18 protein-coding genes are annotated in these 23,571 nt (G+C 73.6%); 12 read left to right on the forward strand and 6 right to left on the reverse strand.

Annotation, left to right across the window (positions count from 1 at the left end; genetic code table 11):
- Nucleotides 1-110: 110 nt before the first annotated feature.
- The 11 genes from nirB to AC0VX6_RS14695 all read left to right on the forward strand — a co-directional run bounded on the left by nirB (nt 111) and on the right by AC0VX6_RS14695 (nt 15,288).
- Nucleotides 111-2,612, forward strand: a complete 2,502-nt coding sequence (gene nirB / locus AC0VX6_RS14645; protein ID WP_475469214.1) for a nitrite reductase large subunit NirB — start codon at nt 111-113, stop codon at nt 2,610-2,612.
- On the forward strand, nt 2,609-2,980 hold the full coding sequence (nirD, locus tag AC0VX6_RS14650; RefSeq protein WP_212639753.1) for a nitrite reductase small subunit NirD: 372 nt from the start codon (nt 2,609-2,611) through the stop codon (nt 2,978-2,980). Before nirB ends, nirD begins: the two co-directional genes overlap by 4 nt.
- Entirely contained in the window at nt 2,977-4,152 is a 1,176-nt protein-coding gene (locus AC0VX6_RS14655) for a uroporphyrinogen-III synthase (protein WP_475469216.1), read from the forward strand. Before nirD ends, AC0VX6_RS14655 begins: the two co-directional genes overlap by 4 nt.
- Before the next feature lie 72 nt (nt 4,153-4,224).
- Nucleotides 4,225-4,917: a sirohydrochlorin chelatase gene (locus AC0VX6_RS14660; RefSeq protein WP_274973261.1), complete on the forward strand. Its 693-nt coding sequence runs from the start codon at nt 4,225-4,227 to the stop codon at nt 4,915-4,917.
- Nucleotides 4,918-5,095: 178 nt separating this feature from the next.
- Nucleotides 5,096-6,250, forward strand: coding sequence for a protein phosphatase (locus tag AC0VX6_RS14665; protein ID WP_475469218.1), 1,155 nt, complete (start codon nt 5,096-5,098; stop codon nt 6,248-6,250).
- A 246-nt stretch (nt 6,251-6,496) separates the two neighbouring features.
- The gene (locus AC0VX6_RS14670) at nt 6,497-7,216 is read left to right on the forward strand and encodes a septal ring lytic transglycosylase RlpA family protein (RefSeq protein ID WP_475469220.1); all 720 of its coding nucleotides are present in this window, start codon (nt 6,497-6,499) and stop codon (nt 7,214-7,216) included.
- Nucleotides 7,217-7,552: 336 nt separating this feature from the next.
- Complete coding sequence (locus AC0VX6_RS14675; protein ID WP_475469222.1) at nt 7,553-11,149, forward strand: TM0106 family RecB-like putative nuclease; 3,597 nt, start codon at nt 7,553-7,555, stop codon at nt 11,147-11,149.
- A gap of 433 nt (nt 11,150-11,582) precedes the next feature.
- Nucleotides 11,583-11,903 carry a hypothetical protein gene (locus tag AC0VX6_RS14680; RefSeq protein ID WP_212639747.1) on the forward strand — a complete coding sequence of 107 codons (321 nt, stop codon included), beginning with the start codon at nt 11,583-11,585 and terminating at the stop codon, nt 11,901-11,903.
- A 56-nt stretch (nt 11,904-11,959) separates the two neighbouring features.
- Nucleotides 11,960-12,457 carry a hypothetical protein gene (locus AC0VX6_RS14685; RefSeq protein ID WP_475469224.1) on the forward strand — a complete coding sequence of 166 codons (498 nt, stop codon included), beginning with the start codon at nt 11,960-11,962 and terminating at the stop codon, nt 12,455-12,457.
- Between the two features lie 79 nt (nt 12,458-12,536).
- The gene (locus AC0VX6_RS14690) at nt 12,537-13,778 is read left to right on the forward strand and encodes a tyrosine-type recombinase/integrase (RefSeq protein ID WP_475469225.1); all 1,242 of its coding nucleotides are present in this window, start codon (nt 12,537-12,539) and stop codon (nt 13,776-13,778) included.
- A gap of 133 nt (nt 13,779-13,911) precedes the next feature.
- A complete protein-coding gene (locus AC0VX6_RS14695; protein WP_475483725.1) occupies nt 13,912-15,288 on the forward strand; it encodes a hypothetical protein in 1,377 nt (458 codons plus the stop codon).
- Between the two features lie 80 nt (nt 15,289-15,368).
- Here AC0VX6_RS14695 and AC0VX6_RS14700 read toward each other — a convergent pair whose 3' ends face one another.
- Entirely contained in the window at nt 15,369-15,887 is a 519-nt protein-coding gene (locus AC0VX6_RS14700; RefSeq protein ID WP_274973268.1) for a hypothetical protein, read from the reverse strand.
- Nucleotides 15,888-16,109: 222 nt separating this feature from the next.
- The gene (locus tag AC0VX6_RS14705; protein ID WP_475469357.1) at nt 16,110-17,495 is read right to left on the reverse strand and encodes an amino acid permease; all 1,386 of its coding nucleotides are present in this window, start codon (nt 17,493-17,495) and stop codon (nt 16,110-16,112) included.
- Between the two features lie 348 nt (nt 17,496-17,843).
- Between AC0VX6_RS14705 and AC0VX6_RS14710 the strand changes: the two genes are divergently transcribed.
- Nucleotides 17,844-18,554, forward strand: coding sequence for a class I SAM-dependent methyltransferase (locus AC0VX6_RS14710; RefSeq protein ID WP_274973269.1), 711 nt, complete (start codon nt 17,844-17,846; stop codon nt 18,552-18,554).
- A 56-nt stretch (nt 18,555-18,610) separates the two neighbouring features.
- On the opposite strand, the gene AC0VX6_RS14715 is transcribed toward AC0VX6_RS14710, so the two are convergent.
- The 4 genes from AC0VX6_RS14715 to AC0VX6_RS14730 form a co-directional block, all read right to left on the reverse strand.
- Nucleotides 18,611-19,357, reverse strand: a complete 747-nt coding sequence (locus tag AC0VX6_RS14715; protein ID WP_274973270.1) for an alpha/beta fold hydrolase — start codon at nt 19,355-19,357, stop codon at nt 18,611-18,613.
- Nucleotides 19,358-19,369: 12 nt separating this feature from the next.
- The gene (locus tag AC0VX6_RS14720) at nt 19,370-20,188 is read right to left on the reverse strand and encodes an exodeoxyribonuclease III (RefSeq protein ID WP_475464732.1); all 819 of its coding nucleotides are present in this window, start codon (nt 20,186-20,188) and stop codon (nt 19,370-19,372) included.
- A 25-nt stretch (nt 20,189-20,213) separates the two neighbouring features.
- Nucleotides 20,214-21,203, reverse strand: coding sequence for a tyrosine-type recombinase/integrase (locus AC0VX6_RS14725; protein WP_274973272.1), 990 nt, complete (start codon nt 21,201-21,203; stop codon nt 20,214-20,216).
- A 1,281-nt stretch (nt 21,204-22,484) separates the two neighbouring features.
- Entirely contained in the window at nt 22,485-23,513 is a 1,029-nt protein-coding gene (locus AC0VX6_RS14730) for an acyltransferase domain-containing protein (protein ID WP_475464734.1), read from the reverse strand.
- Between the last annotated feature and the right edge of the window lie 58 nt (nt 23,514-23,571).

Raw genomic sequence — 23,571 nt, forward strand, 5'->3', positions numbered from 1 at the left:
GCCACCTGCGGTGGCAGCACATCGAAACAAGCGCGACACATACGGCTGACCGTCGGGAAACACCCGGGAGGTTGCCTGAAACCTGTCCGACCCCGCAGCAGGAGGAGCCCATGGAAGAACTCGTCGTCATCGGCAACGGCATGGTCGGCCACCGCCTCGTCGAGGCCCTGCGCGACCGCGACACCGCCGGGCACTGGCACATCACCGTCGTGGGCGAGGAGCCCCGCACCGCCTACGACCGGGTGGCCCTGTCCTCCTACTTCGACGGCGCCAGCGCCCAGGACCTGTCCCTGGGCGACCTGAGCGGCCCCCACGTGGACGTGCACGTCAACGAACGCGCCGTGGACGTGGACCGCGCCAACCGCACCGTCACCACGGCGAGCGGACGCGTCCTTCCCTACGACCGGCTCGTCCTGGCCACCGGCTCCACACCCTTCGTGCCGCCCGTGCCCGGCCACGACCTGCCCGGCTGCCACGTCTACCGCACCATCGAGGACCTGGACGCCATCACCGCCTCCGCGCGCGGCGCCAGCACCGGCGTGGTCGTGGGCGGCGGCCTGCTGGGGCTGGAGGCCGCCAACGCCCTGCGCCTGCTGGGCGTGCGGGCGCACGTGGTCGAACTCGCCCCCCACCTGATGCCCGCGCAGATCGACGAGGGCGCCGGAGGCCTGCTGCGCACCCTGATCACCGACCTGGGCGTGCGGGTCCACACCGGTTCGGCCTCCACCGCCGTGGAGGCCGGACCCGACGGCCGCGTGGCCCGCCTAAGACTGGGCGAGGGCTCCCTGGACGCCGACCTGGTCGTGTTCTCCGTGGGCATCCGCCCCCGCGACGACCTGGCCCGCGCGATCGGACTGGAGGTGGGCGAGCGCGGCGGCATCGTCGTCGACGACACCTGCACCACCAGCGACGCCCACATCCACGCCGTGGGCGAGGCCGCCAACCACCGCGGCACCGTCTACGGCCTCATCGCCCCCGGCAACGCCATGGCCGAGGTCGTCGCCGACCGGCTCGTGGGCGGCCGGGCCACCTTCACCGGCGCCGACACCTCCACCAAGCTCAAGCTCATGGGCGTGGACGTGGCCAGCTTCGGCGACGCCCACGGCCGCACCTCCGGCGCCCTGGACGTGGTCGTCAACGACGCCGCCAGCGGCCGCTACGCCAAGCTCGTGGTCTCCGACGACGCCACCACACTGCTGGGCGGCGTCCTGGTCGGCGACGCCTCGGCCTACGCCACCCTGCGCCCCCTGGTCGGATCACCCCTGCCCGGCGACCCCCTGTCGCTCATCACCCCCGAGGGCGCCGCCCTGGGCGCCGACGCCCTGCCCGACACCGCCCAGATCTGCTCGTGCAACGCCGTCACCAAGGGCGAGCTGACCGAGGCCATCTCCTGCGGCAACCACGACGTGCCCGCGCTCAAGGCCTGCACCAAGGCGGGCACCAGCTGCGGCTCGTGCGTGCCCATGCTCAAGCAGATCCTCGCCCAGGCTGGCATCGAGCAGTCCAAGGCCCTGTGCGAGCACTTCCCCCAGTCGCGCGCCGAACTGGTCGAGATCGTGCGCGCCACCGGCGCCGCCACCTTCTCCGGCCTCATCGCCGCCCACGGCACCGGGCACGGCTGCGACGTGTGCAAGCCCGCGGTGGCCTCCATCCTGGCCTCCCTGGGCAACGGACACATCCTGGAGGGCGAACAGGCCACCCTGCAGGACACCAACGACCGCTACCTGGCCAACATGCAGCGCAACGGCACCTACTCGGTCGTGCCGCGCATCCCCGGCGGCGAGATCACCCCCGACAAGCTCATCGTCATCGGCGAGGTCGCACGCGACTTCAACCTCTACACCAAGATCACCGGCGGCCAGCGCATCGACCTCTTCGGCGCCCGACTCGAACAGCTGCCCGTCATCTGGAAGCGGCTGGTCGACGCCGGGTTCGAGTCCGGACACGCCTACGGCAAGTCCCTGCGCACCGTCAAGTCGTGCGTGGGCACCACCTGGTGCCGCTTCGGCGTCCAGGACTCGGTGGGCCTGGCCATCCGCCTGGAGGAGCGCTACCGGGGCCTGCGCTCACCCCACAAGCTCAAGGCCGCCGTCTCCGGGTGCGCCCGCGAGTGCGCCGAGGCCCGCGGCAAGGACTTCGGCGTCATCGCCACCGACAAGGGCTGGAACCTGTACGTGGGCGGCAACGGCGGCTTCACCCCCCGCCACGCCGAACTCCTGGCCTCGGACCTGGACGAGGACACCCTCATCCGCTACGTCGACCGGTTCCTGATGTTCTACGTGCGCACCGCCGACCGCCTCCAGCGCACCGCCCCCTGGATCGAGTCCCTGGAAGGCGGCCTGGACCACCTGCGCGACGTCGTCGTCCAGGACTCCCTGGGCATCGCCGCCGAACTGGAGGAGGCCATGGCCCGCCACGTGGACGCCTACGGCGACGAGTGGGCCGCGGTCCTGGCCGACCCCGACAAGCTCGCGCGCTTCGTCTCCTTCGCCAACGCCCCCGACACCCCCGACCCCACCATCAGCTTCACCACCACCCGCGACCAGCCGGTCCCCACCGCTCCCGTCAGCCTGGGCATGCCCGCCCGCCGACCCCAGGAGGCCACCCGATGACCGTCACCACCCCAGCCCAGCCCACCACCTGGATCGACGCCTGCGCCCCGGCGGGCCTGCGCGTGGAGGACGGGGTGGCCGTGCTGCTCCCCGACGGCCGCCAGGTCGCCGTGTTCCGCACCCGCGACCAGCACCTGTACGCCGTCGACAACATCGACCCCTACACCGGCGCCGCCGTCATCTCACGCGGCATCGTCGGCGACCGCGCGGGCGAACCCACCGTCGCCTCACCCATGCTCAAGAACGTCTTCTCCCTGCGCACCGGCCAGAGCCTGGACGACGAGCACGTGCGCCTGACCACCTGGCCCGTGCGCCAGACCGACACCGCCGTGCAGATCGGCGCGCCCGCCCAGGAGGGCACACCGTGAACACCTCCCTGGACGACGACACCGCGGCCCCGCCCGTCCGCCGCCAGGCCGAACCCGCCACCACCGCGCCCCTGGCCGGGTTCACCGTCGCCGTCACCGCCGCCCGCCGCGCCGAGGAGATCAGCGCCCTGCTGCGCCGCAAGGGCGCCCAGGTCCTGGCCGCACCGGCCCTGCGCATCGTGCCCCTCAGCGACGACCAGCGCCTGGCCGCGGTCTCCGAACAGCTCGCCCGCCGCCCCGCCGACGTCGTCGTGGCCACCACCGGCATCGGCTTCCGCGGCTGGGTGGAGGCCTGCGAGACCTGGGGCACCGTCGACCCGCTCCTGGCGAGCCTGCGCACCTCGCGCCTGCTGGCCCGCGGCCCCAAGGCCAAGGGCGCCATCCGCGCCGCCGGACTCACCGAGGAGTGGTCCCCGCCCTCGGAGTCCTCCGCCGAGGTCCTGGACTACCTGCTCGCCCGGGGCGTACGGGGGCTGCGGGTGGCCATCCAACTGCACGGCGAACCCCTGCCCGACTTCACCGCCGCGCTGCGCCTGGCCGGAGCCGACGTCGTCGAGGTCCCCGTCTACCGCTGGACCCTGCCCGAGGACACCGCACCCCTGGACCGCCTCATCGAGGCCGTCACCAGCGGGGGAGTGGACGCGGTCACCTTCACCAGCGCCCCGGCCGCGGCGGGGCTGCTGGCCCGCGCCCACACCACCGGCCACCAGGCCGCCCTGGTCCGGGCCCTGCGCGGCGACGTCCTGGCCATGTGCGTGGGAGCGGTCACCGCACGCCCCCTGATGGCCCACGACATCCCCACCGTGTGGCCCCAGCGCGCCCGCGTCGGCGCCCAGGTCCGCGCGCTCGCCGAGGAGCTGCCCGCACGCTTTCCGACCCTGTCCGTGGCCGGACACCGCCTGCGCCTGCGCGGCCACGCCGTCCTGGTCGACGGCACCGTGCGCACCCTCTCGCCCACCCTGATGCGGGTGCTGCGCGAGCTGGCGCGCAGGCCCGGCCAGGTCCTGGACCGCACCCGCCTGCTCACCTGCCTGGGCGAGGACGCCGACGCCCACGCCGTGGAGACGGCCGTGGCCCGGCTGCGCACCGCGCTGGGCAACCCCAGGATCATCCAGACCGTGGTCAAACGCGGCTACCGGCTGGCCCTGGACCCGCCCGAGCGCGCCCTCTGACGAGCGCACCGGCCCACCCGACCGAGGGAGAGGAAGAAGCGGATCACCGGCCCCGGCCGTCCGCGCCACGCGATGAACCGACACCCCACCCTGCTGCTGGCCGTCCACGGCACCCGCGACCCCCACGGCACCGCCGTGGCCCACTCCCTGGCCCTGCGCGTGGCCGAGGTGACGGGCCGAACCACCCGCCTGGCATTCGCCGACGTGCTCGCGCCCAGCGTCGGCGAGGTCGCCGCCCGCACCCCGGGGCCGCTGGTGGTGGTGCCCGCGTTCCTGGCCTCGGGCTACCACGTGCGCACCGACATCCCCCACCAGCTCGCCCGCGCCGGACGCGCCGACGCCGTCATCACCCCAGCCCTGGGCGGGCACCCCGCGGTCCTGGACACCGCCGTGCGCCGCCTGGTCGGGGCCGGGTACCGGCCCGGGGACGCCGTCGTGCTGGCCTGCGCCGGAACCTCCGACCCCTTCGCGGGCGCCGAACTGGAACAGGCGGCCCAGCGCATGTCCCAACGCCTGGGCACCCCCGTGGAACCGGGGTTCATCGCCACCGGCCAACCCACCGTGGCCGAACAGGTGGCCCGCCTGCGCGAGCGGGGGCACCGCAGGGTGGCCGTGGCCAGCTGGCTGCTGGCGCCCGGGCTCTTCCACGACCGCTTGGCCGGGGCGGGCGCGGACGTGGTGGCGCGCCCGCTGTGCCCGGATCCGGCCCTGGCCCACGCCGTGGCCGCGCGCTACGAACAGGCCGCCATCGCCCAGCCCGTCTGACCCGGGGGCGTGGCACCGGCGCGGGGGAGCGGCGCCCCCGGCACCAGCTCGGCCCGGCCCGCCCATGCGCTGCCCGGGCATGGCCACAACCGGCCGCGGGGTGCGCCGGGCCACCGGAGGGGGAAGACCACCCGTGGGTTCCCCACCCATCCCGGTCCGCACCGCCCCGAGGACGGCCATGCCCGCAGTACCCGCCCCCCTGCTCGACTTCCACCACCCCGCCAGCGACCGGGCCGTCGGCGCCCTGCTCGGCGCCCCGGCCGCCGCCGCCCTGGTCGGCACCTCACCCACCCTGACCGCGCACACCACCGGCCCCGGCACCGCCCACGCACGCCTGGTCCGCGCCGGGCTCACCGACCTGGCCGGGCCCGACCAGCCGCCCCGGCCCCCCGAGAACCCCGTCGAGCGCGCCTGGGCCGCGGCGCTGCGCACCGCCGCCCGCACCGGCGCCCTGCCCTCCTGCGCCCCCGCCCTGGAGCGCACCACCGCCGACGACCCCCTGGGCGCCTCCTGGCGTGCCCTCACACGCACCCTCCGCCCCGCCGAGGACCCCGCCCGCGGCTCCTTCGCCTGCACCCACCTGGTCGACTCCGTCTGGTCGGCCTACGCCGCCGCCGGGGACCGGGCCGCCCTGTACACCGGCACCCTGGCCACCGCCCTGTGGGGCGCCTCGGCCCTGCCCCTGCACGCCCTGCGCCGCCTGTCCGAGACCACCGACCCCCACACCCTGACCACCACCGCCCTGACCACCGCCCGCGGCCCCCACCCCACCCTGTGGCCCGAGCACCCCGTCCTGGTCGCCGAACCCCGCCGCCTGCCGCCCTTCGCCGTCCCCCACCCCCTGGACCCGGGCGTCCTGCTGGGCAACCTCGACCATCTGCGCGCCCACCCCGACACCGTGGACGCCGCGGTCTCGCTGTGCCGCACCCACCCCAGCGACGCACCCCACCTGCCCCCGGCCGACTGGGTACGGGTGTGGCTGCACGACCGCAGGGGCGCCAACTCCCACCCGCACTTCACCCTGGACGAGGCCGCCGCCGCGGTCGCGGCCCTGCGCGCGGAGGGCAAACGCGTCCTGCTGCACTGCTGGGCGGGCGCCTCGCGCACCCCGGCCGTGGCCACCCGCTACGCCGTCACCGCCCTGGGCGCCCCCGTCCTGCCCACCCTGGCCGCCATGATCCGCACCGTGGGCGGGCACCTGGACAACCCCAGCCTGTCCAGAGCCGTCGCCCGGCTCAGCGGCGTGGACCTGCCCGACCCGGCCGCCACCCTCTTCCCCGAGGGCGTGCCGCCCCGGCGCCCCGAACTGCCCGAGCCCCACATCACCGGGTGACCGACACCACCGTCCCCTGAGGTGACAAGTTCCACAAACCCTTCCTTTCCGGTACCGTTACCCTCGCGTTACCCCTAGGATCTGCGCCCAGAACCCCGCGCACCACCCGGCGGCCCGCTCCAGGCGCCGCGCCCTCCCGCGACCCGGGGCGCCGCACCACCCGCGCACCCTGCCACGGCAACCGCGCGCCCCACTCCGGAGCACCCGCGCCGCCACGCCCTGTTCCCGTTCGAAGGACTATCCGTCGTGGGCACACACCAGCCCCAGAACCCGCCGGCCGAAGAAGAGGCCACCCGCGCCGACGCGCCCGTGGGCCCCCGCGTGGCCGCCAAGCGCTCCCGCCGCAAGCGCACCCTGATCCTGGCCTCGGCCACCGGGGCCGCACTGCTGGTGGGCGGCACCGCCGCCGCGGCCGTCATCGCCACCGGCGCCGACCCGGGCAGCGCCACCAACGCCGCGGGCGTCCCCCAGGCCGACCCGGACCCGCTGGTCGCCGACGACGCCACACCCAACGCCGGGCAGGAGCAACAGCAGCTCGCCGAGGAGGCCGTCGGCTCCGCCACCCAGCGCTCCAGCACCGACGCCTCCGACATCCTCGAAGAGCCCGAGGAGGAGGAGACCGAGGAGGCCGAGGAACCCGCCGCCGACACCGGCTCCGACTCCGAGTCCACCGGCCAGGGCGGCTCCTGCCAGGCCTCCTACTACGGGGCCGACTTCGCCGGACGCACCACCGCCAACGGCGAGACGTTCGATCCCAACGCCATGACCGCCGCGCACAAGACCCTGCCCTTCGGCACCCAGGTCCAGGTCACCAACCCCAGCAGCGGCGAGTCCGTGACCGTGCGCATCAACGACCGCGGCCCCTACGTCGACGGACGCTGCCTGGACCTGTCCACCGCGGCCTTCGACCAGATCATCGGCACCGGAGCCGGTGTGGGCCAGGTCGACTGGCAGGTCGTGGGCTAACACCCCTGCACCCGCACGCGTGCGCGCCGCGGCGGCCCTTGGACGGGCCGCCGCAGCGTCGTCGTTCGCGGCCCGCTTACCAGCGCGAAGACGGACAGCCCCCGCCGCCTTCGGGGGCGCACCGGCCACCGCCCTGCGCGAAGCACACCACACCCCGGCCGAGGCAGCGCCACCGAAGCCCACCGGCCACCGCCCGCTACGACGCACGCTCCCGGCGCGGGCCCGCACGAACCGGCCCCTCGCACCGCATCCGCCGCGCGTGTGAGCCCCCACACGTCACCGCTTCATGGCACAATCCCCAGCACCCACACCAACACCACACAGGGGAGCAGGGGCGTGTTCCGCACCACCACCGGTTGGGTCGTCTCACCCACCGACCTCGTCGACACCCTGGAGTGCGACCACCGCAGCGCCCTGAAGACCGCCCTGGCCGCCCGCGTCGAAGGCGCACCCGCCCCCACCGACATCGACCCGCTCGTGGCCCAGCACGGCCTGGCCCACGAACAGGCCGAACTCGAACGCCTCAGCGCCCTGGTCGAGGTCGCCCGCATGCCCGACCCCCGCCCCGAGGACGCCTCCCTGGCCGCGGCCGCCCAAGCCACCGCCGACGCCATGGCCGCCGGAGTCCCCGTCATCTACCAGGGCAGCTTCCACCACCGCCTCACCGAACCCGACCCCGACGGGCGCACGGTGTCCTTCCACGGCCGCGCCGACTTCCTCATCCGCTCCGACCTGGACCCCGCCACCGGCCGCACCCGCACCCCCGCACCCCCAAACTGGACCTACGAACCCTGGGACACCAAGCTCGCCCGCCGCCCCGGCCCCGGCGCCGTCGTCCAGCTCGCCGCCTACGCCCACGCCGTCAGCGTCGCCACCGGCCACACCCCCCAGCACATGCACCTGCTCACCGGCGACAACCACACCCACACCCTGCCCACCGCCGACTTCACCCCCATCCTGAGCACCGTCACCACCCGACTGCTCACCCTCCTGGCCAGCGAACCCGCCCTGCCCGCCCCCACCTGGGGCCAGCCCCGCCCCGCATGCGAGGGCTGCGGCTACCAGGCCTGGTGCTCCCAAGGGCGCACCGCCGCCCGCCACCTGTCCCTGGTCGCCGGACTGCGCACCGACCAGGCCGCCAAACTCACCGACTCCGGCCTGGACACCATCGACGCCCTCGCCCGGGCCGACGACGACCAGCGCCCCACCACCCTGCCCCGCCGCTCCTTCGACCAACTGCGCGCCCAGGCCGCCCTCCAGGTCCGCCAGGACCGCACCCGCACCCCCGACAACCCCCAGGGCACCGTCACCGCCGAGGTCTTCGCCCCCGACGGCCTGGCCGGCCTGCCCGCCCCCAGCCCCGGCGACGTCTTCTTCGACATGGAGGGCTACCCCTACCACTCCCGCGAGGGCGAACGCGGCCTGGAGTACCTCTTCGGCGCCACCACCGAGGACGCCCACGGCGCCGAGACCTTCCACGCCTTCTGGGCCCACGACCGCGCCCAGGAGAAGAAGGCCCTGGAGGACTTCGTCGACTTCGCCACCGCCCGCGTGGACGCCGACCCCGGCGCCCACGTCTACCACTACGCCTCCTACGAGGTGGACCGCCTCAAACACCTGAGCTCGGAGTTCGCCACCCGCGAGGAGGAGGTCAACCGGCTCCTGCGCGAGAACCGCCTGGTGGACCTGTACACCGTCGTGCGCAAGAGCCTGCGCGTGTCCCAGCGCTCCTACTCCATCAAGTACCTCGAACCCCTCTACCTGCCCGCCGCCCGCTCCGGCGGCGTCACCACCGCCACCTCCAGCATCGACGCCTACGCCGCCTACCTGGCCGCCACCGAGGCCGACGACCACGACCGTGCCGCGCGGGTCCTGGCCGACATCGCCGCCTACAACCGCGACGACTGCCACTCCACCGCGCGCCTGCGCGACTGGCTGGAGGACCACCGCACCCACCAGGGCATCACCGACCGTCCCCTGGTCCAGCTCGAACTCACCGAGGCCGAGGCCGAACGCGCCCGCAAACGCCAGGAGAAGGCCGCCCGCCACGCCGCCCTCACCGAACCCCTCCTGGACCAGGTCCCCGACCAGGCCCAGGACCGCGAACCCGACCACCACACCCGCGCCCGACTGGCCGCCCTGGTCGGCTACTACCAGCGCGAGAACCTGCCCCCCTGGCGCGAGCACTACCGGCGCACCAGCGCCCCCCTGACCGACCTGGAGTCCGACACCGACTGCGCCGTTCCCTGGCAGGTGCGCGCGGGGGAGTGGATCGAACCCACCGGCCGCCAGCGCAAGTCCCGCCGCGAACTCTCCCTGCGCCTGGACACCGCCCACCCCCACCCCTTCACCTCCGGCCAGGACGTGCACCTGCTCTACCCCGGCGCCCCCGGCCAGCCCGCCACCACCACCCAGGCCAAGGTCGCCGAAGCCGACGCCGACACCCTGGCCATCACCGAGACCTGCGACCCCGACTCCACCTACTCCCGGCCCCCCGTCGCCGTCCTGCCCGGCTCCCCGGTCAACCCCGCCCCCAAGGACGGCGCCCTGGAGACGGTGGCCCGCACCGCCCTGGACACCCTGCCCCAGTGGCCCCACCACCCCGGCCTGGACGTGCTGCGCCGCATCCCGCCGCGCCTGAGCACCCCCGGCCCGCTGCCCGACCCCGCCGACCACGACGGCGACCTCATCCACGCCACCATCGCCGCCGTGGACCGCCTGGAGGGCTCCTACCTCGCCGTGCAGGGCCCGCCCGGCGCGGGCAAGACCTACCTGGCCGCCCAGCTCATCACCCACCTGGCCCGCCAGGGCAGGAGCGTGGGCGTGTGCTCCACCGGCCACAAGGCCGTGGAGAACGTCATGACCGCCGCCCTGCGCGCCGCCGAGGCCGCCGGGGTGGAGGTGGCCGCCGCCAAACGCGCCAAGGGACGCGGCAAGGACACCGACCAGGACCTGCCCTGGGAACAGCCCTCCAGCCCCCAGGCCCTGGCCAGCTGGCGCGACAAGCACACCGCCCAGGGCCACCCCGTCCTCATCGGCGGCACCGCCTGGGCCATGTCCAACGCCGCCATGCTCGCCGACCCCCTGGACGTGCTCATCATCGACGAGGCCGGACAGTTCGCCCTGGCCGACACCCTCGCCGTCTCCGCCGCCGCACGCAACCTCGTCCTGCTGGGCGACCCCCAACAGCTGCCCCAGGTCGTCCAGGGCACCCACGGCGAAGGCGCCGACGCCTCCGCCCTGCAACACCTCATGGCCGGCCGCCAGATCATCGACCCCTCACGCGGCTACTTCCTCGACCAGACCCGCCGCATGCACCCGAACGTGTGCGCCACCGTCTCCGCCCTGTCCTACCAGGGCCGCCTGCACGCCCACCCCAGCACCGCCGACCGCGCCCTGGCCACCCTCGCACCGGGCGTGTACACCCTGCCCACCCCCCATCAGGGCCGCACCACCCACAGCCCCGAGGAGGTCCAGGCGGTGGTGGAGGTGGCCACCCACCTGGTCACCGACAAGGTCGTCGGCCCCGACCAGGCGCACCCGCGCCCCCTGACCGGCCACGACATCCTCGTGGTGGCCCCCTACAACCTCCAGGTGCGCGCCCTGCGCCGCGCCCTGGCCCAGGCCGAGCACACCCACCCCGCCCTGGAGGGCGTGCGCGTGGGCACCGTCGACAAGTTCCAGGGCCAGGAGGCCGCCGCCGTCATCTGCTCGATGACCACCTCCAACGCCGCCGAAGCCAGCCGCGGCACCGCCTTCGTCCTGGACCGCAACCGCCTCAACGTGGCCCTGTCGCGCGCCCAGCTGGTCGCGGCGGTGGTCTTCTCACCCGACCTGCTCACCACCGCCCCACGCAGCATCGACGAACTGCGCCTGCTCTCCTCCTTCACCCGCCTGACCGAGGGCGCCCGCCCCTGGCCCGCCCAGCACTGACCGCCCCGCCCTGCGGTTTCGGAGCTGCCCGAGTCAGTGCTAGCTTGGTGAGCGTCGATCCGGATGAGAACCAAGTCCGAATCGGCCTACCGCCCGGCTGGCGGGGAGTGCGGTCGAGCCCCCGCTGTGTGATCCTGGCGAAGCCCACACAGTAGGGGCGGGAGCTGGTGTAAGACCGATGGGCGGTGCTCCGCCCTCCGACAGTTCGGTTCGGCAACCAGCAACGAAGCAGAAAGCTCGACCCGCGAGGGAAGAATCCCCCCGCTTCGGATGGGAGAGAGGTCAAACAGCACCGCACGCGCCCCGGGCCCCACACGCCGGGAGCGGTGCCCTGCGTCTTCTGACGGCAAGAACCACCACCCGCACCCCCGGTGCGGGCGTGCCCCCGCCCGCCCTGGACCGCCACCCGTTCTCGAAAGGCACCACGGCCCCCGTGTCTGACCGTCCCTCCGCCCCCGGCAACGGCCGCAACACCCGCCACCCCACCGGTATCCGCGTCGTCATCGCCCTGTTGGCCCTGATGTGCCTGGTGCTGGGGCCGGCCGGCTACCTCCGGGGACTCAGCGTCCAGGCCCACGCCGGCTCCGCGGCCGAGTGGTTCACCCTGGCCTTCGGCGCCGCCGTGGGCATCCCCCTGCTGGCCGCCGCCGTGGCCACCGTCGCCGGGGACCGCAGAGCCGCCCTGTGGTCGCTGGCCCTGCTGGTCTGGCCGGTAGTCTTCGTCGTGGCCATCCACCTGGCCCAGGCGCTGTGAACCCCGCCCGTCCGGCGGGGCCCGGCCCCCGTCCGAACCGGCGGTAGGCTACCCACGTGTCACCCAAGAAACGCAAGCGCCGCAAGGCCCAGCGCCCCGACACCGCCCCGCACCCGCAGGAGAGCACCGCGGAGCCCGGCCCGCTCCCGCCCGCAGCCAGCGTCAGCCGCACCCCGGTGGTCGTCGCCGAACCGCCCGACCGCAGGATCACCGCCCTATGGGTGGTGCTGACCCTGGTGTGGCTGCTGGGCACCCCGCTGGCCCTGGCCAACCTGCTGTTCGTGTTCATGGACCTGCAGGAATCGGTCATCCACGCCGCCCCCGACACCCCGGTGCCCCCCGAGAGCCTGGACCCGGTGGGCAACGCCCTGGTCTGGGTCCTGATCCTGGCCCTGGCCGTCCCGGCGGCCTCGGCCGTGGCCGCCCTGGTCCTGCGGCGCAGGATCGCCGCGATCGGGTTCACCGCCGCCCTGGCCGTCTCGGCCCTGCCCCTGCTGTGGGTCATGCCCCTGGCCGAACTCTGGGACGCCCTGACCACCCACCTGTTCGGCTGACACCCCGCCCCGCCCGCTCCGCCGCCCCCGGGCACCCGCGCCGCCTCACGCCTTCGCACGGGCCCCTGGGCCATCATGGATGACCGTGAACACACCCCAGCCCACCCCCGACCCCGAACCCGCCCACGAGATCGCCCTGCCCGGAGCCGTACGCGCCCGCCTGGAGCAGGCCACCCCCAGCGTCCTGGTCGACACCCGCGCCCTGGCCCGGGTGCGCGAGCGCTTCGACACCGAACAGGCCCAGACCCTGGGCCGCTACCTGGCCAGCGCCCAGTCGCCCAACACCCTGCGCGCCTACCGCGCCGACTGGACCTCCTTCACCGCCTGGTGCCTGGCCCAGGAACGCCAGTCCCTGCCCGCCGACCCGGTGGACGCGGCCGTGTACCTGGCCGCCTGCGCCCAGGAGCGCACCCCCGACGACACCGGCTGGGCCCTGGCCCCCTCCAGCATCGAACGGCGCGCCGCCGCCATCGCCGCCGTGCACGGCGCCCACGGCCTGGAATCGCCCACCCGCGCCGAGGTCGTGCGCATGACCCTGCGCGGCATCCGCCGCACCCGCCGGGCCCGTCCGCGCCGCAAGGAACCGGTCGTCCTGCCCGTCCTGGAGGCGCTGCTGTCGGTGCGCCCGGGCCCCGAACACCCCCACGGGGTGGCCCGCAGGCGCGACACCCTGCTGCTGCTGACCGGGTTCGGCGGGGCCCTGCGCCGCAGCGAACTGGCCGCGCTGACCTTCGACGACCTGACCCTGCACACCGACCCCGCCACCGGAGCCCCCGCCCTGGTGGTGGCGCTGGGCGCGACCAAGACCGACCAGGAGGGCCGCCACGGCCACAGGGTCGCCCTGCCCCGGGGCAGGCACCGCCAGACCTGCCCGGTGTGCGCCTACGCCGACTGGGCCGCCCTGGTCCGGGCCCACCGCGCGGGCGGTGAGGAGGCGGTGGCCGCCCTGCTGGAGCACCCCCGTCCCGAGGGGGCCCTGGCCCACCTGTGCCAGGGCTGGCCGGGCACGGACCTGGCCGACGGCTCCGAGCGCCCCCTGCTGCCCACCGTGGACCGCCACGGCCACCTCGGGACGCGCCCGATGTCGGGCCGGGCCGTGGGGGAGCTGGTCAAACGCTACGCCCGCCGCGCCGGGCTGGACCCCGACGACTTCGGCGGGCACTCCCTGCGGGCGGGGTTCGCCACCCAGGCCGCCCTGGGCGGGGCCAGCGACCGCGAGATCATGCGCCAGGGCCGCTGGACCAACCCGCGCACGGTCCACGACTACATCCGCACCGCCAACCCCTTGGAGGACAACGCCGTCACCCGGCTGGGCCTGTGACCCCGCACCCTGTGGCCCCTTGGGCATCTCAGCTTGCCAACAAACACACCAGTAGTACTCGAAATCACCAATTAAAGTGCGATCCTTCCCTGATGAGACATTAGGTTGGTTCCGTGAGAAAGGGGACGGGCCCATGGTCGACGAGTTTCGCGCGGCGTTCCAAGAACTGATCGACGCCTCCGTCGCCACCGACCCCCAACACTTCCCCCCAGCCGTCCACAAGGTCTACGTGCTGGCCTCCCAGATCCCCGCCTCCGAACGCGAACTCGCCCTGGAGGCACTGGCCCCCCTGCTCTCGGGAGACCACGCCGCCCCCGGCATCATCGCCGACCTGTCCCTGGTCGCCGGAGCCCTGGTCGAGATGGGCACCGACCCCGGCCCCACCGGCGTCGAGGTCCTGCGCCGCCTGCGCACCATGGGCCGGGGCGCCATCGTCTTCGTCCGCGCCTGGGAACGCACCGGCACCGACGCCCCACCCGACCCCGACGCCGTCACCGCCGACGCCGAGGCCCGCGTGACCGCCGACCTGGGCAACGACGCCCCCGGCGCCACCATGTGCTGGTGGACCATCCGCCGCCACGGCCTGGCCGCCAGGACCATGCTCAGCGAGGCCCCGGTCCGCGCCCACATGCGCCGCGACCCCGCCCTGCACGCCGAACTCCTGGCCATCGCCAACCAGCTCTCCGAACTGCTCACCGAGTTCGGCCAGGTCCGCGACCTGCTGCGCATGGCCGAGACCACCGGCACCCTGGTCCTGGACCGCGCCTCCCAGCGCGCCTTCCGCGTCCGCTTCGAGGGCGTGGGCGACAACGCCCAACTGCACACCCTGCTCGCCGACGCCCTCATCGGCCCCCACCGCCAGGGCCTGCCCGGCGACCCGCCCGACCCGCGCTGGGTCGCCGCCTTCCGCGACAGCGCGCCCGACCCCGCCGCCCAGACCGTGCGCGGCTGGTGGAACCTGGTCGCCCACGACGGCACCTGGGTGTGGAACGAGGGCCTGCCCGCCGAGATCCCCACCCTGGAGGGCGAACACCTGCTGGTCCTGGACGAGCAGCCCTACCCCCGCTCCTGGAACGCCGCCAGGCGCCACCCCCAGGTACGCGGCTGGCTGGAGGTGGAGGCCGAACTTCCCCCCGAGGAGGCGGCGCTGTGGTGGAAGCGCGTCGCCCCGGCGGAACCGGCCATCCCCAGCGCCGACGAGGACCAGCACCCGCCGCTGCCCGAACCGGTCGTGCTCGGCACCGAGGAGGCCGAACCCCTGCGCGTACGCGGCTTCCTGCCCGAGGAACCCCCCGCCCCCGAACCGGCGGCCCCACCGGAGCCGCAGAGCGCACCCCGCCCCGAACCCGTCCGACCCCCGGCCCAAACCGCCCCCGCGCAGCCCTCCGCCCCCGCGCAGCCGCCCCACGCGCCCCGGCCCCCCGCCGAGCACACCGGCGGCAACGGCATCCTGCCGCCCCTGCCGCCCGGGGTGTCCAACAGCTCGGGCTGGGGGCCCGCCTGGCGCTGACGGCCCGCGCCGCACCTCCCACGACCCGACACGACACCGGCGGCCCGGGACCCCGCAAAGGGGCCCCGAGACGCTTTGCCTCAGGCCCGGTGCCGGGGGGTGTGGGGCACCGACTCGGTCGCACTGCGCGTGCGCCGGGGGTCCCGCTCGTCCTCGTACAGGCCCTCGAAGTACTCCTCCTCGCTGGGGCCCTCATCGTCCTCACGGCGCCAGCGCTGCCCCACGAACACCGGGGCCACCAGCACCACCACCAAGGGCACGAACACCCCCAGCGGCAGCAGCACCAGAGCGCCCTCGGTCCCGGGCAGCTGCGGCAACCGCTCCAGCAGGTACATCCGCCACACCGACAGAGCGCTCAGCGAACCCACGGCCAGCGCCGCGCCCAGGGGCAGCATCGGCGTCAGCCGCGGCGGCACCGCCACCATCGCCACCAACAGCCCCGCACCCACCAACCCGGCCACCGCCAGGGGACCCGAGCCCTGCAGGGCGCCCAGACCGACCGCGTGCAAGCCGCGCAGGTGGGTGAACGCCCACCCCGCCAGCAGGACCAGCAACGGACCCAGGATCAGACCGGACAGCAAGCCGATGAAGTGACGCACGGGGGTGCTCCTCTCAGAGGTTGCGCAGCACCCTAGCGACAAAAACCAGAAACAGCATCACTTCACCTCAAGACGGGCACCCGTTCCGGGGGAGGGGACCGTATCCACGGCGACGGGGCCCCGCCCCTACCGGGAGCGGAGCCCCGCCAAGCCCGCCGCGCCACGACGACCACCGACCAAGGGACACCGCACACCGCTCCCCGCAGCGCGGCACACCCCGCGCTACTCGACGCCCGGACGACGGCGCAGCGCCTCCGCGTCGGGCCGGTCCGGCACCGCCAGCACCCGGTCCGTGGGCGGCGTACGCCCCCACCGGCGCCGGAACTCATAGGCCACCAAGGCCACCACCACCGACCCCACCGACGCCAACAGCGCCTGACGCTGGTCGGGAATGACCACCATCGCCACGAAGATCGTCACCAGACCCCCCAACACCACCCACGTCAGGTACGGAAACGCCCACATCCGCAGCGTCAACCGCTGCGGCTCACGCCGACGCACCCGCGCCCCCACCACCAACTGCGAGGCGCAGATGGTCAGGAACAGCACCAGCAGGATCGCGCCGATCGAGGCCACCAGGAACGGGAACACCCGATCGGGCCACAGGTAGTCGGCCACCGCCGCCCCGTACCCCACCACGGTGCCGAGCAGGATCGCCCGCACCGGCACACCCCGCCGGCTGGTCCCGCGCAGCACCCGCGGGGCGTCCCCCTGCCGGGTCAGCGTGAACAGCATCCGCGAGGAGGTGTACATCGCCGCGTTCAACACGCTCAGCACCGCGATGAAGACCACGATCTCCATGATCAGCGCCGCCCCGGGCACACCCACGAGCTCCATCACCGCCACGAACGGGCTGCGCCCCGGATCCACGCTGTTCCACGGCAGCACCATCACCACGACCAGGATCGAGGCCACGTAGAACAGCCCGATCCGCCAGAGCACGTTGGTCACCGCCGAGGCCACACCGCGCTCGGGCTCGGAGCTCTCACCCGCGGCCACGGTGATGATCTCCACCCCGCCGAAGGCGAACAGCACCACCACCGTGGCCGCCAGCACCGCCACCCACCCGTTGGGCGCCACCCCGCCGTGCTCCCACAGGTTGGCCACACTGGAGCCGCCCGCACCGCTCCACAGACCCAGCGCCCACAGGCCGCCGATCAACAGGAACGCCACGATCGTGGCCACCTTGACCAACGAGAAGAACGACTCGGTCTCGGCGAACACGCGCACCGAGACCAGGTTGGCCACCGTCATCGACAACAGCACCAGCAGCGCCAGCGCCCACCCGGGCACACCCGGCACCCACTGGCCCAGGATCGCCGCACCGGCCACCGACTCCGCGGCCACCAGCACCGCGTACATCCACCAGTACACCCACCCGATGGTGAAACCGGCGCGGGGACCGAAGGCCAGCCGGGCGTAGTCGGAGAAGGAACCCCCGGCCGGAACCGCCACCACCATCTCGCCCAGGGCGCGCAGAGTGAAGAACACCAGCGCGCCCGCCAGGACGTAGGAGAGCACCGCCGCCGGGCCCGCCATCTGGATGACCGACCCGGAACCGATGAAGAGCCCGGCGCCCACCGAACCGCCGATCGCGATCAGCGCCATGTGGCGGCGCCGGAGCGAATGGGCCAGTCCGGCACCGGAGGTCTGCGTTTGGTTGGCCGCACTCGGAGGCGGCGTCGCACTGCTTGTCACCTGGCCAACCTTAGGGAGCATCCCATTCCTTGGACAGTCCCGAACCCACCGAAAACAGCGGATGACTCCATCATGTGCAATATGTAACAAACCCCGACCGGCCATCACCCCCGCACGGGCCCGACCCACCACCCGCCCAACGCGCACTGCAGCCCGGCCCCGCACACGACGACACACCCACCCCCAGATGAACACACGGCGACAACACTGCTACTTTCAGCAACCACACCGTGTCCACGCCACACCCGGGGAAACCACATGCCCACCACCATCGACCTCGACCACATCCGCCACCTCTACCGCACCCACCGCGACGACCTGGCCCGCGTCCGCGACCAGATGCGCCACCACCACACCGCCGACCCCCGCCTGCGCCCCTGCACCGACGACATCGAAGCCGAGATCACCTACCTCCTCCTCCGCGAGAACACCCCCGCCCACACCGTCCAGATCGGCACCGACCACGGCTGGTCCACCACCTGGATCCTGTCCGCCCTGCGCGACAACGGCACCGGCCACCTGCACTCCTTCGACACCCGCGACCACGCGCCCCGCCACGTCCCCACCGACCTGACCCACGACCGCTGGACCTTCACCCACGGCGACATCCGCACCAGCACCGCCCACCTGCCCCCGCGCACCGACCACCTGCACATCAACGCCACCCACCAGGGCTGGTTCGCCCGCTGGTACCTGCACCACCTGCTGCCCACCCTGCCCCCGCACACCACCGTCACCGTCCACGACGTCTTCCGGCGCCACTCCACCCCGCCCTTCACCGAAGGCGCCCACGTCATGGCCTGGCTCACCGCCCACACCACCGCCTTCTTCACCGCCTCCGCCGCCCGCGCACCCCACACCCACCGCGCCCTACGCGAACTCAAGGAAGAACTCGGCCTGACCGCGCCCCTGCACCCCGGCCACCACAACCCCGCCATCTACTTCCGCCTGCCAGCACCCACCCCCTGACACACCGAAGGGGGGCGAAGGCACACCAACCCCCGCCCCCCGCAACCGCCGCGGCTTCAGCCCTCCCCGGACTCCAGCGCACGCCGCGCACGCTCACGACCCGACACCACATCAGCCGCGTCCGCGACGATCCGCGAAAAATTCACCGGCTGATCCAAACTCACCATGTGCCCCGCCCGCGGCACGTTCACCAACCGACCATCCGCACACGCGTCGAAGAAACGCTTCTCATGGATCCGGAAGTGGTCCCGCGCCCCGTTGATCAACCACACCGGACCCTCGTACGCCGACAACGCCGCCAACACGTCCATCTCCGAGACCGCGTCGATCACCGCCGTGGCCGCCTCCACCGCCAAACCACCACCCAACACCGCCTCCGCCGCACCATCACGCAACGTCAACCGGTGGAACCGCTCGTTGACCGCCGCACCCTTGTCCGGCAACCGGTCCATCAACACCGCCGGAATCCGGTACACCTGCGCCAACAACTGCGCCGGCTTGGCCGTACACCCGGCCGCCACCAACCCCGCCACCCTCCCCGGAGCCGCGGCCGCCGTCGCGATCGAGACGAACCCGCCCAGGCTCAACCCCACCACCAGCGCCCGACCGCCCACACTGTCGACCGCGTCCAACACGGCGTCCACCGCACGCCCCAGCGAGAACTCCTCACCCCGACGCGACCCGTGCCCCGGAAGGTCGGGAACCACCACCGTGCGCCCCTCGCTCTCCAACAACTCCACCTGCGGGCGCCACATACTCCCCGACACCCGCAACCCGTGCACCAGAACGATCGGCACACCCATGACCGCCTCCTCCTACCGCACCCGGTAGCACACCGTCACCGGAGCATGATCCGACCAACGCCCGGCGTGCTCAGCGGCACGCTCCACCCGCGCCTCCACCGCACGCCCCGCCAACCCCGGCGTGGCCACCTGGAGATCGATCCGCCACCCCGCGTCGTTGTCGAAGGCACGACCACGGTAGGACCACCACGTGTAGGGCCCCTCCTGATCCGGATGCAACGACCGCACCACGTCCACGAACCCCGCCTCACCCAGGACCCGCGACAACCACTCCCGCTCCTCGGGCAGGAACCCCGCGTTCTTGCGGTTGCCCCGCCAGTTCTTCAGATCCACCTCGGCATGGGCGATGTTCCAGTCCCCGCACACCACCAGCTCACGACCGCGCTCCTCCACCTCGGCCCGCCGCTTGACCAGATACGGCAGGAACGCCTCCATGAAGCGCTCCTTCTCCTCCTGGCGCTCGGTGCCCACCTCACCCGAGGGCAGGTACAGGCTCGCCACCGTCACCCCACCCAGGTCCACCTCCACATACCGGCCCGCGTCCTCGAACTCGGCATGGCCGAACCCCACCCGCACCCCGTCGGGCTCACGCCGCGAGTACACCGCGACCCCCGCACGCCCCCGCGCCGCCGCCGGAGCCAACACCACGTGCCACCCCTCAGGCGCCACCACACCCGTCGGCAACTGCTCGGCCTCGGCCCGCGTCTCCTGAAGGCACACCACATCGGCGTCGGTGTCCGCCAACCACCCCACGAACCCCGGATCCTTCTTCGCCGCGGCCCGCAACCCGTTCACGTTCACCGATGACACAGTCAAGTAAGTCGTATCCACAGGCAAAGCCTAGCCACCCCCCGGCTCAGCCGCCCCCGCCCTCGGCCACCAGACGCCGCAGCACCCCGTACGTACGGTTCGACGACGCCGCCTCCCGCTGCGCCCGCGCCGTCACCTCGATGTAGGCCTGCGACGACGCCACCGACGCGTGCCCCAGCAGATGCATGATCTCCGACACCGACGCCCCGTCCTCCGCCAACCGCGTCGCGAAGGTGTGCCGCAACGCGTGCACCAGCGTCCCCCGCGCCACCCGGTCGTGCACACCCGCGTGCTTGTAGCACTGCTGCACCAGGTACTGCAGCCCGCCCCGGCGCAACCCCTCACCCCGGTTGTCCACCAACAACGGATCCGACCCCCGCACCACCCCGAACCGCTCACGCCGCGAGACCAGATAGGCCTCCAACAACGCCTCCAACGGCACCTCGATCGGCAGGACCCGCTCACCCCCGCCCTTGCCCACCACCCGGATACGACGCTCACCCGAACGCCCGCCCACCGACTCCACCCGCAGCGACAACATCTCCGCCGACCGCATCCCCGTCAACAGCGCCAACGCCAGCACCGCCAGATCCCGCTCCGGCCACGGATCACGCGCCTTGCGCGCACCCCGCGCCAACGCCTCCAACAACCGCTCCGGCGTGTCCTCACCCATCAACGGCTTGGGCCCCGAAGGACGCACCCGCGGCCGCGGCACCGCCGACATGGGATTGCCCGCCACCACCCCCTCCGCCACCCAGAACCCGAAGAACCCGTTCCACGTCGACCACGCCCGCACCACACTGGAGGCCGCCCGCTCCCCGGCGAACTCCGCGAACGCCGCCCGCAGCACCCCCGCCTCCAGGTCCTGCCACCCCACCCGCTCAGGCTCCACACCCACCACCTGCGCCACACACCCCAACACCCCGCGCAGATCACGCCGGTAGGCGGCCACCGTGTGCGGGGAGGGCTTGGCCGCCCGACGCGCCACCAGGTACTGCTCCACAGCCTCGGCCACAGGCCCCGTCTGAGCACTCATGCCCCCAGCATCCCCGATTCCGCGGGCGCTTCCACCGCCTCCCTCCACCGTGTTCGAACGCGTTCGACACGGGGCGGCGGGGGAGGGGCCCTGACCATGACGGCACGGCCGCGCCCCGTCGGCAGAGGTCCACGCGTCGCCCTCCGGCCTCACGGGAGGACGCTCCCGCCCGAAGGGGGAGCGGCGTCCGGGGGAGTCCGCGCACGATCCAGGTTCGGTGACTTTTCGTTACTGATATGTCACTCCATGCGTTCCACGGGGTCGTCCACCCCGGGGCAGGGGAGGGGGGACTCCGGGCGACGCCGGACTCGAAGGCTTGGGCGGGGGAGCAGGGGGGGCGAGCGGCGTGGAGCGGTCGCAGGCCGGTGGAGGGGTTCGGCGGGGCGCGGGCCCGGGGTCGAGCGCGCGGGGGAAGGGTCACCGGTGAGTGACTCGGCGGCCGACCAGCCGCCACGAAACTTCGCATATAAGTATAAAACCCTACAAAATCATGCATAACACGGTTTATGCATGAAACATGCAGGAATCGGGAGAGGGGCGCGTTCGCAGGGGACACCCCGCCGCCCACCAGCACCTTCTTCTTGGAGCCGACCTGCCGCACCGGGGCGTCACGCCCCGCCCGGGTGACCAGCACGGCGCAAAAACACCCAGGTCACGGTTGACCGCGGGTGAGGCCTCCGGGGCGCCCACACACCGGCCCCGGCGACGAGGCCGGTCCGGACGGGGCGAACCGGTCAGCGCGTTCGAAGAGATGGAGCGTTCAGCGGACCAGGCCGCAGCCGCGCCGAGGACAGCTGGTCGATCGGTCCTGCGTCAGCCTTCAGGCCCCGGGGCTCGGTCGCCACGCACTCCGGGCAGGCAGACGCTCCGGGGTTCCAGGCATCCGGCCGCGCACGCGACGACCGTGCGGCGGCGTTCTCAGCGCCGGACCCGGGCCGGCGCGCGCCGCCACCCGGCAGCTCGGCCGCCCAACCACGCCGACGTCCACACGTCCCGGGCGTGCACCTCCCACAGGCCCGGGAACCCCTTCCCCGCAGGCCCTCCCATATCGCCGATAATGCACATTATGTAAAGTCGAGGTGGTCGGCCCCTCCTCTGCCCGTCCTCTCATGCCCCGGGGCTGAACGGCGCCTCTCAGCCGGACGAAGGCCTTTCCTTGGCCCGCCCGCCCCGGCCGAGCCCGACGAACCCTGTCCCGCCGCCCCGCACTCCCGGCACCCGCGAGCCCGCGTCCCCCGGGGCCCGCGCGCCGCCGAACCCCGGGGAACCCGCACACGAGCCCTACCCGGGCAGCCGCAACCACCCCGTGCGCACCTGCCACGCACCCCCCGACTCCAACCGCTCCACCACCGCACGCTCCAACCGCGTACGCCGCCCGGCCGCGGCCACGTCCACCACCGGCATCCCGAACACGAACCGGAACACGTCCGACTCCCCCGGCTGCCCGCGCCCCACCAGCGTGAACCGCCGCTGGAACCCCACGATGTTGGAGCCCTCCCCCAACACCTCCTCCCACTGCGGGTCCAGCAACCACGACGTACACGTGGCCACCACCGGGTCGAACCCCAGGTGCGAGCGCGCGAACCCCCGCGCCCGCGCCAGCGCGTCATCCACCGACGCCGGGTCCAGGCCCCCCGAAGGGATGTGCAACCGCAGCGCCAGATCCCCGCGCCCCATACCCGGACCCAACCGCGCCGCCTCCTGCTCGGCGTACCACTCCACACCGCCCTGGTCGGTCAGCACCCCCGGCTCCAGCTGCAACCCGCCCACCCAGTACAGGCGCCCCCGGAACTGCGCCGCCACCCACGACGCCGTCTCCACGCTCAACCGGCCGAACATCCGCCGCGACCGCGCCACCTGCACGCCCACGTCGGCCAGCGTCGCCGCCGTCACCGCCGGGTCCACGCCCAGCTCCGCGTGCGCCTCGAACTGCGCGGGCACCCGCGCCGCGAACGCCCACAGCGACGCCGCGCGCACCCGCGCGTCCTCGGCCTCCACCAGCGACGGCCAGTCCCGCCACTCCCCCAGCGCCAGGTCCGCGTCCGCGCACAGGCGCCGGTACATGCACTCCACCAGGTACCACAGCTCCGGCGGCCACTCCCCCGGCTCAGAGCCCGAACCCGGCCAGAGCGCCGCCACCTCGGCCCGGTCCGCCGCCTCCAGCGCGAACAGGTCCAACACCCGCTCCGCCTCAGCACCCACCGGAACCTCCAGAGCCCTCGCCGGCTCCGGCAGCCGCTCCGCCTCCTCCAGCCACAGGCGCACATCCGCACCCAGACCGAAACGTTCCACCACCGCGACGCTATCCATCCCCACATCATGTCCCAGCGCCCACGCGGCGCGCGAGTGAGGCCAGCCTCACAGGTGG

Source organism: Nocardiopsis sp. iso_25 (genome assembly GCF_056173305.1).

Excerpts from the sequence above, each read along its gene's own strand:
- AC0VX6_RS14705 (WP_475469357.1), bottom strand. The coding sequence starts at position 17,495 with ATGGCGCTGATCGCGATCGGCGGTTCGGTGGGCGCCGGGCTCTTCATC.
- AC0VX6_RS14730 (WP_475464734.1), bottom strand. The coding sequence starts at position 23,513 with ATGGATAGCGTCGCGGTGGTGGAACGTTTCGGTCTGGGTGCGGATGTG.
- AC0VX6_RS14660 (WP_274973261.1), top strand. The coding sequence starts at position 4,225 with ATGAACCGACACCCCACCCTGCTGCTGGCCGTCCACGGCACCCGCGAC.
- AC0VX6_RS14710 (WP_274973269.1), top strand. The coding sequence starts at position 17,844 with ATGCCCACCACCATCGACCTCGACCACATCCGCCACCTCTACCGCACC.
- AC0VX6_RS14690 (WP_475469225.1), top strand. The coding sequence starts at position 12,537 with ATGACCGTGAACACACCCCAGCCCACCCCCGACCCCGAACCCGCCCAC.
- AC0VX6_RS14715 (WP_274973270.1), bottom strand. The coding sequence starts at position 19,357 with ATGGGTGTGCCGATCGTTCTGGTGCACGGGTTGCGGGTGTCGGGGAGT.
- AC0VX6_RS14665 (WP_475469218.1), top strand. The coding sequence starts at position 5,096 with ATGCCCGCAGTACCCGCCCCCCTGCTCGACTTCCACCACCCCGCCAGC.
- AC0VX6_RS14695 (WP_475483725.1), top strand. The coding sequence starts at position 13,912 with ATGGTCGACGAGTTTCGCGCGGCGTTCCAAGAACTGATCGACGCCTCC.
- nirB (WP_475469214.1), top strand. The coding sequence starts at position 111 with ATGGAAGAACTCGTCGTCATCGGCAACGGCATGGTCGGCCACCGCCTC.
- nirD (WP_212639753.1), top strand. The coding sequence starts at position 2,609 with ATGACCGTCACCACCCCAGCCCAGCCCACCACCTGGATCGACGCCTGC.
- AC0VX6_RS14725 (WP_274973272.1), bottom strand. The coding sequence starts at position 21,203 with ATGAGTGCTCAGACGGGGCCTGTGGCCGAGGCTGTGGAGCAGTACCTG.